Origin of the sequence: Actinomadura sp. 7K534 (assembly GCF_004348575.1) — a bacterium.
Taxonomy (GTDB): Bacteria; Actinomycetota; Actinomycetes; order Streptosporangiales; family Streptosporangiaceae; genus Spirillospora; species Spirillospora livida.
Genome location: NZ_SMKB01000267.1, coordinates 1 through 9,360, shown reverse-complemented (window position 1 = coordinate 9,360; position 9,360 = coordinate 1). Strand labels below are relative to the sequence as shown.

General features: G+C 74.0%; 1 protein-coding gene. It reads right to left on the bottom strand.

Features of this window, described 5'->3' with window-relative positions; genetic code table 11:
- A partial coding sequence (locus E1266_RS32090) for a type I polyketide synthase (RefSeq protein WP_132053498.1) occupies positions 1–9,360 on the bottom strand: 9,360 nt, incomplete at both ends.

Here is a 9,360-nt window from a genome sequence, read left to right as displayed (position 1 = left end):
TGGTGGCGGGCCCATTCACGGCAGCGATGGTGATGGTGTCGGGGAGTAGGTCGTTCAGGTCGGTGGGGGTGGTGTGGATGGCGGCCATGGTGCCGGTTCCGGCCAGTGCGGTGAGGGCTTTGCTGCGCAGTGCGACGAGTTGGGTGGCGTCGTTGAGGGTGAGGGCGCCGGCGGTGTAGGCGGCGGCGATCTCTCCTTGGGAGTGGCCGATGACGGCGTCGGGTTCGATCCCGAGGGATTGCCATAGGTGGGCTAGGCCGGTCATGACGGCGAACAGGGCTGGCTGGACCACGTCGACCCGGTCCAGGGCCGCGGCGTCGGGGGTGGTGAGGATGTCGGTGAGGGACCAGTCCACGTGTGGGGCGAGGGCCTGCTCGCAGGCGAGGATGTGGTCGCGGAAGATGGGGCTGGTGGTCATCAGGTCGGCGCCCATTCCGGGCCACTGTGATCCCTGGCCGGGGAACACGAACACGGTCTTGCCGCTCTGGCCGGGCGCGGCGCGTCCGGTGACCACGGCCGGGTGTGGCTCACCGGCCGCCAGCGCCTGCAGTCCTTCCCGCAGCGTCGCATGGTCGCCGACGATGACGGCGCGGTGGTCGAGGGTGGAGCGGGTGGTGGCCAGCGCCCACGCCACCTCACCGGGATCTAGGTCGGGGTGGGCGTCCAGGTGCTCGGCCAGGCGCCGCGCTTGAGCGGCCAGACCCGCCTCGGTCTTCGCTGAAACGACCCACGGCACGGGCTTGGGTCCGGTGCCCGCGGTGTGCGGCTGGGGCGGGACGATTTCGGCGGGCGGCGCGGCGGGGGCCTGCTCGACGATCACATGGGCGTTGGTTCCGCTGATGCCGAAGGAGGAGATGGCGGCGCGGCTGGGCCGTCCGGTGTCGGGCCAGGGGATTTGCTCGGTGAGCAGTTCGACGGTCCCGGCGGACCAGTCGACGTGCGGGGTCGGCTCATCGACGTGCAGCGTCTGTGGCAGGAGGCCCTGCTGCATGGCCTGGATCATCTTGATGATCCCGGCGACGCCGGCGGCGGCCTGGGTGTGGCCGATGTTGGATTTGATGGAGCCGAGTCGCAGGGGCCGGTCGGCGGGGCGTTGCTGTCCGTAGGTGGCGATGAGCGCTTGGGCTTCGATGGGGTCGCCGAGTGTGGTGCCGGTGCCGTGGGCTTCCACGACGTCGACGTCTGCGGGGGTCAGGCGGGCGCTGGCCAGTGCGTCATGGATGACCCGCTGCTGCGACGGCCCGTTGGGAGCGGTGAGGCCGTTGCTGGCGCCGTCCTGGTTGACCGCCGAGCCGCGCACGATCGCCAGAACCGGGTGGCCGTTGCGCTGCGCGTCCGACAACCGCTCCACCAAGAGGAGCCCGACGCCCTCGCCCCAGCCCGTGCCGTCGGCCGCCGCCGCGAACGGCTTGCAGCGGCCATCACGGGCGAGGCCCCGCTGCCGCGAGAACACGACGAACGCACCCGGGCTGGACATGACGGTGGCGCCGCCCGCGAGGGCGAGATCGCACTCTCCCTGCCGGAGGGATTGGCAGGCCAGATGAAGGGCGACGAGCGAGGAGGAGCAGGCGGTGTCGATGGTGAGGGCGGGTCCTTCAAGACCGAGTGAATACGCGATGCGTCCCGAGGCCACGCTGATCGAGGAGCCGGTCCCCGTGTAGCTCTCCGACGCGCTGGACAGTTCCGGGAGCCCGGAGCTGTAGTCCTGCGAGGAGATGCCGGTGAAGATGCCGGTGCGGGTGCCGTGGAGGGCGGTGGGGTCGATACCTGCGTTCTCGATGGTCTCCCAGGCGGTTTCGAGGAGAAGCCGCTGCTGGGGGTCGGTGGCCTGGGCTTCGCGGGGGCTGATGTTGAAGAAGTCCGCATCGAAGTGGTCGGCGTCGTACAGGAAACCGCCCTCGCGGGCGTAGGTGGTCCCCGGATGATCCGGATCCGGGTTGAAGAGGTCGGCGACCGCCCAGCCCCGGTTCGACGGGAACTCGCCGATGGCGTCGACACCCCCGGCGACCAGATCCCACAACTGCTGCGGTGTGCGCACATCGCCCGGGTAGCGGCATCCCATCGCGACGATCGCGATCGGCTCGTCGGCGGTGATCGTCCGCGTGGCCTTGGCGGTCGTGCCGCCGGTCCCGAGAAGGGTGCTCTTCAGGTGGCGGGCGAGCGCGTCCGGCGTGGGGTGGTCGAAGACGAGAGTGGACGGGAGGCGCTGTCCGGTGGCGGTGGCCAGGCGGTTGCGCAGCTCGATCGCGGTGAGGGAATCGAAGCCCAGCTCACTGAACGGGCGGCTGACGTCGACGTTCTCGGCGGAGCCGTGCGCCAGGACGGTGGCGACGTTCCCGCGGATCAGCGACAGCAGACGCTGGTGCTGCTCGTCTTCGCCGAGGCCGCTGAGCTGAGCCGCCAGGTCGCTGCCGGCGGCCGTTCCGGTGGCGGCCCGCCTGCCGGGTGCGGCGAGCGCGCGCAGCAGCGCTGGCACGGGGGTGGGGAGGCTCCGCGTGCTGATGGGCGTGGCCACGAGGTGAGGCCGGGGCATGGTCAGGACGGCGTCGAAGAGCTCCAGCCCCTGGACGTCCGTGATGGCCGCGAGGTTCTCGGTGATGCGGTTGCGGTCGGTGTCGGTGAGGTGGGCGGTCATGCCGGTGTCCTGCTGCCAGTAGCCCCATCCGATGGACTGGGCCGGCAATCCCTCGGCCCTCCGGTGCGCCGCCAGGGCGTCCAGGAAGACGTTGGCCGCGGCGTAGCCGGCCGCGCCGGGCGGTCCGAAGGTCGCTGCGGCGGAGGAGAACAGGATGAAGGCGGTCAGGGGCAGGTCGCGGGTCTGCCGGTGCAGGTTCCAGGCGGCGTCCACCTTGGGGGCCATGACCGTGTCGATCCGGTCGGGGGTGAGGGCGGTCACGATCCCGTCGTCGATGACCCCGGCCGCGTGGACGACCGCGGTCAGCGGGTGCTCGTCGGGGACGGCGGACAGGAGGTCGGCGAGCATGCGGGGGTCGGCGGTGTCGCAGGCGGCGACGGTCACCTGCGCGCCCAGCTCTTCGAGGCGGCGCCGCAGCTCCTGCGCCTCGGGGGCCCGGAGGCCGCTGCGGCTGGCGACGACGAGGTGCGTGACGCCGTGGCCCGTGACGAGGTGCTCGCTGATCAGCCGCCCGATGGTCCCGGTGCCGCCGGTGACCAGGACGGTGCCGTCCGGGTCGAGGGCGGCGGCCGCGGCGCCGGTCTCGGTTCCGCCGGAGGCGGGCAGGCGGGTGATGCGCGGAGCGTGCACGGTGGTGCCGCGGATGGCGAGTTGCGGCTCGCGGTGCTCCAGCGCGGTGCCGATCGCCGAGCCGAGGACCTGGAGCCCGGCGGCGCGGCCGTCGAGGTCGATGATCGTGATCCGGTCGGGGTGCTCGGTCTGGACGCTGCGGACCAGCCCCCACAGCGTCGACTGGGCCAGGTCGACCGTCTCCAGTCCGCCGGCCGTGGTGCTGCGGGTGGTCAGCAGCACCAGGTGGCTCTGGGTGAAGCGGTCGTCGGTCAGGTACTGCTGGACGAGCCGCAGGACGCGCTTGGTGGTGGCGTGGGCATGGCCGGCCACCTCCTCGTCACCGTCACCGTCACCGCCATCGTCATCGCCGTCGCCGGTGCCGGGACAGGGGACGAGGACGATCTGCGGCGGGGCGGTGCCGTTCGCGCTCGCGCCGAGTTCGGCGAGGTCGGCGAACGCGCGGGTCGGTGTGGTGAGTGCGGCCTGCAGCGCCTGCGCCAGCTCGGGGTCGTGCTCGGTGAGGACGGCGTAGGGGCCGTCCGGTCCGGGTGGCGGGTCAGATGCCAAGGCCGGCCAGTCCAGGCTGAACAGCTGGTCGCGCGGGGCGGCCCCGGATCCCGCGGACAGGTCGCTGGTGAACGGGCGCAGGTTGAGGGTGTCGATGGTGGCGACCAGCCGCCCACTGGGGTCGGCCGCGGTGATGGCGATGCTGCCGTTGCCGTCGTCTCCGCTCCTGGAGGTGATGGCGACCCGCAGGGCGGTGGCGTCGGCGGCGTGCACGGTGACGCCGTTCCAGGTGAACGGCAGGTAGGGGTGCCCGTCCTGGTCGTGGGTGGTGCTGTCGGCGGCCAGGGCGGTGGGGTGCATGGCGGCGTCCAGCAGCGCCGGATGCAGGGTGTAGCCGGTCGCGGCGTCCGGGTCGGGGAGCTCGATCTCGGCGAACATGCCGTCCGGGCTGCTCCAGGCTCTGCGCACCCCCTGGAACAGCGGCCCGTAGTTGAGGTCGCGCTCGTCGAACCGCCGGTACAGGTCGTCGACCGGGACCGGCCGTCCACCGGGCGGGGGCCAGGCGGTCATGTCCGGGGTCTCGGACGGCGCGCCGGAGGGGGCGAGGACGCCGGTGGCGTGGCACGTCCAGGCGCGCTCGCCGGTGAGGTCGGGTCCGCCGTCGAGGCGGGAGTGGATGGCCAGCGGACGGTGGCCGTCGTCGTCGGGCGCCTCCACGGTGACCTGGATCCGGGCAGGGGACGCGGGGTCCAGGACGAGGGGGGTGTGGAGCGCGAGCTCCTGGATGCGGGGAGTGCCGGTGTGGTCGCCGGCGTGGACGGCCAGCTCCAGGTAGGCGGTCCCGGGCAGGACGGGCGTGCGGGCGATGGCGTGGTCGGCCAGCCACGGGTGGGCGTCGAGCGAGAGCCGCCCGGTGAACACGGTGGTCTGCTCGTCGGCGAGGGTCACGCAGGCGCCGAGCAGGGGATGGCCGCCCGTCTCCAGACCCGCGGCCGTCACGTCGGCCGCTCCGGCGGGGGCGCGCAGCCAGAACGGCCGCCGCTGGAAGGCGTAGGTCGGCAGCGCCGGCGCCGGGGCCGGTGGTGCGGTGCCCAGCGCCCGCAGCACCCGCGCCCAGTCGACCCGGACGCCCCGCGCGTGCAGCTCGGCGAGGTTGATCAGCAGGCGCCGCCAGCCGCCGTCGGAGCGCTGGACGGTCCCGGCCACCACCGCCGGGACGCCGGAACCCGGCTTGGGCACGACGTCGAGCGTCTGCTGGATCCCGATGGTGAGCACCGGGTGCGGGCTGACCTCGATGAAGGTGCCGTGACCGTCCTTCAGCAGGGCGGTGGTGGCGTCCTCGAACCGGACGGGGCGGCGGATGTTGTCGAACCAGTATCCGCTGTCGAGGTCCGTGCCGTCCACGATCCCGCCGGTGACGGTGGAGTAGAACGGGACGCCGGCCGGCCGCGGGTCGACGCCGGCGACGGCCGCGCGCAGCTCGTCGCCGATGGTGTCGATGTGCGCGGAATGGGAGGCGTAGTCGACGTCGACCGGGGCGGCGTTGATCTGGTTCTCCCGGCAGAAGGCCAGGAACTCCTCGACGGCGCCCGCGGCGCCCGCGACGACGGTCGCGCGGGGGCCGTTGACCGCGGCGATGACCAGGTCGTCGCCCCAGCGGCGCAGATGCTCGCCGGTCGTCTCCGCCGGCAGCGACACCGTCGCCATCGCCCCGGTGCCCGCCAGCGCCGTCAGGGCACGGCTCCGCAGCGCCACGATCCCGGCGGCCTCGTCGAGGCTCAGCGCGCCGGCCACGCACGCCGCCGCCACCTCGCCGCGGGAATGCCCCACGACGGCGTCGGGCACCACGCCAAGCGACCGCCACAGCTCGGCCAGGGCGACCATGACGGCGAACAGCACCGGCTGGACGACGTCGACCCGCTCCAGCGGCGGGCTGCCGGGCGCGCCGGTCAGCACGTCGGTCACCGACCAGTCGATGTGCGGGGAGAGCGCCTGGTCGCACGCCAGGATCCGGTCCCGGAACACGTCCGACTCCCGCAGCAGCTCGGCGCCCATCCCGGCCCACTGGGAGCCCTCGCCGGGGAACACGAACACCGTCTTGCCGGTGTGCCCGGCCCGGCCCTGGACCACGTGCATGGACGGCTGCCGCTCGGCGACCGCCCGCAACCCGGCCTCGAACTCGTCGCGGGTGCCGATCACGACGGCGCGGTGTTCCAGGTGCGCGCGTGTCGTGGCCAGCGCCCAGGCGACGTCGGCGGGCCGCGGCTCCGGCCCGTCCCCGAGATGGCCGGCCAGCCGCGCCGCCTGCGCGGCGAGCGCGGCCTCGCTCTTACCGGAGACCGTCCAGGGGACGACCGGCTCGGGGACGGGCCGCTCGGCGAGGCCGTCATCGTTCTCGTCCCGCGCGGGTCCGCCGGCGGGCGCCGGGGCCGGCTCGGGGGCGTGCTCGATGATGGTGTGGGCGTTGGTCCCGCTCATCCCGAAGGACGAGATCGCGGCGCGCCGCGGCCGCTCGGTCTCGGGCCAGGCCACGGGTTCGGTGAGCACCCGCACCGCGCCGGCGGACCAGTCGACGTGCGGTGTCGGCTCGTCGACGTGCAGGGTGCGCGGCAGGACGCCGTGCCGCATGGCCTGGACCATCTTGATGACTCCGGCGACGCCCGCGGCGGCCTGGGTGTGGCCGATGTTCGACTTGACCGAGCCCAGCCACAGGGGCCGGTCGTCGGGGCGCCCCTGCCCGTAGGTGGCGATGAGCGCCTGAGCCTCGATGGGGTCGCCGAGCGCCGTGCCCGTGCCGTGGGCCTCGACCGCGTCGACCTCGTCCGGTTCCAGGCCCGCGGTGGCGAGCGCCTGGTCGATGACCCGCTGCTGCGCGGGGCCGTTGGGGGCGGTGAGGCCGTTGCTGGCGCCGTCCTGGTTGACGGCCGATCCGCGCACCACCGCGAGGACGGGGTGGCCGTTGCGGCGCGCGTCCGACAGCCGCTCGACCAGCAGCAGCCCGACGCCCTCCGCCCATCCGGTGCCGTCGGCCGCCGCGGCGAACGCCTTGGCGCGGCCGTCGGGGGCGAGTACGCGCTGCCGGGAGAACACCACGAACGCGCCGGGGCTGGACATGACGCTCGCCCCACCGGCCAGGGCCATGTCGCACTCTCCCTGCCGGAGCGCTTGGCAGGCCAGGTGGAGGGCGACCAGGGAGGAGGAGCAGGCGGTGTCGATGGTGACCGCGGGCCCTTCCAGACCGAAGGTGTAGGCGATCCGGCCCGAGGCCACGCTCCCGGACGTCCCGGGGCCGAGATGCCCCTCGGACTCGCTGGACAGATGCGGGAGCCCCGAACCGTAGTCCTGCGAGGAGATGCCGGTGAAGATGCCGGTTCGGGTGCCGTGGAGCCCGGTGGGGTCGATACCTGCGTTCTCGATGGTCTCCCAGGCGGTTTCGAGGAGAAGCCGCTGCTGGGGGTCGGTGGCCTGGGCTTCGCGGGGGCTGATGTTGAAGAAGTCGGCGTCGAAGTGGTCGGCGTCGTAGATGAAGCCGCCCTCGCGGGCGTAGGTGGTGCCGGGGTGGTCGGGGTCGGGGTGGTAGAGGTCGGCGACCGGCCAGCCCCGGTTCGACGGGAACTCGCCGATGGCGTCGACACCCCCGGCGACCAGGTCCCACAGCTGCTGCGGTGTCCGGATGCCGTCGGGGTAGCGGCACCCCATGCCGATGATGGCGATCGGCTCGTCCGCGCTGACGGCGGCGGTCGCGGCCCTCTGGGACGTCTTCGAGCCGAGCACGACGTCCCTGAGGTGGCGGGCGAGCGCGTCGGGTGTGGGGTAGTCGAAGACGAGGGTGGCGGGCAGCCGCCGGCCGGTGGCCATGCCGAGCCGGTTCCGCAGCTCCACCGACATCGCCGAGTCGAAGCCCAGTTCGTTGAAGGGGCGGTCGGTGTCGACGCTGTCCGGTGTCGCGTGCGCCAGCACGGTCGCGATGCTGCCGCGCAGGAGCGAGAGCATGTGCCGGTGCTGCTCGTCGGGACCGAGCGTGGACAGGTGCTCGGCCAAGGCGCTCGCGTGCGCGGCCGTCCCCCCGGCGGTGGGCCGGGCGGCCGTGCTCGGAACGAGCGCCCTGAACAGCGCGGGCGGCGGCGCGGGCAGCGCGCCCACCCGGATGGGAACGGCGAGGACGCGGGGACGCGCCGTCGCAAGGGCGGCGTCGAACAGCCGGAGTGCCCGCTCCGCCGTCAGCGCGCCGATCTCACCGGACTCCGGATGCCACGGACCCCACCCGATCGTTCGGGCGGGCAGACCCGCGGCCAGCCGGGCGCCGGCGAGGGCGTCGAGGAAGTGGTCGGCGGCGGCGTCCGCGCCCTGCCCGGGGGCGCCGAACACGGAGGCGGCCGAGGAGAACAGGATGAAGGCGGTCAGGGGCAGGTCGCGGGTCTGGTGGTGCAGGTTCCAGGCGGCGTCCGCCTTGGGGGCGAGCAGGGCGCCCGCCTCCTCGGCGGTGCCGCCGGCCGCGTGGACGACGCCAGTGAGGGGATGCGCCTCGGGGACGGCCGCGAGGAGTCCGGCGAGCCGGACGGGGTCGGCGGTGTCGCAGCCGGTCATCGTGATGTGGGCGCCCAGTTCCTCCAGGCGGTTCCGCAGCTCCACGGCATCGGGGGCGCCCGGCTCGGGGACGGCCAGGATCAGGCGGGTGACGCCGTGCCCCGCGACGAGGTGTTCGGCGACCAGCGCGCCGAGGGTTTCGGTGCCTCCGGTGACCAGCACCGTGCCGCCGGGAGCGAAGGCCGGCTGCTCGGCCGCGGCTCCGTCCGGGGACGCGGTGCTGGTCGTCCGGGTCAGCCGTGCGGCGTGGACGTCGCCGCCGCGGACGGCGAGCCGGGGCTCGTCCTGGTCCAGCGCGGTGCCGATCGCGGCGGGAAGCCCCTGGATGCTCGCGGGCTGCCGGTCGATGTCGATGAGCGTGAGGCGGCCGGGATGCTCGGCCTGGACGCTCCGCCCCAGTCCCCAGACGGCGCTCGCGGCGAGGTCCACCGCGTCCGGTTCCTCGACCGCGGTGGCGTCGGTGGTCAGCAGCACCAGGTGGCTGCCGGCGAAGCGGTCGTCGGACAGGTACCGCCGAAGCAGCTCCAGCGCGTCCCGGGAGGCCGAGTGAGCGCGTGCGAGCACCTCCGCGCCGTCCTCGCGGCCGTCTGCGGGCCACGGGATGACAATGACCGGTGGCGGGTCGTCTTCGCCCAGCTCGTCGAGGTCGTCATAGCCGAGCGCGGCGCGCAGCTCCTCGGCGAACCCGGGATCGCGTTCACCGAGGACCGCGACGGCGGCGCCAGTGCCCGTCTCGGTCGGCGACAGAAGCGGCCAGGACAGCGCGTACAGGTGGTCGCGTCGCACGGGCGCGGTCGCCGGGGCGCCGGTAACGGGACGCAGGGTGAGCGTGCCGATGCTGGCGACCGGCTCGCCGGCCGGGTCGGCGGCGGTGAGGGCCAGGCCGGTGGCCTGGTCACCCTCGCCGCCGGTGGGGGTGATGGCGACGCGGAGCGCCGTCGCCCGCGCGGCGTGGAAGGTGACGTCCTGCCAGGCGAAGGGGAGGTGGGCCTGGTCGCCGGGACCGTCCGCGGCAAGGG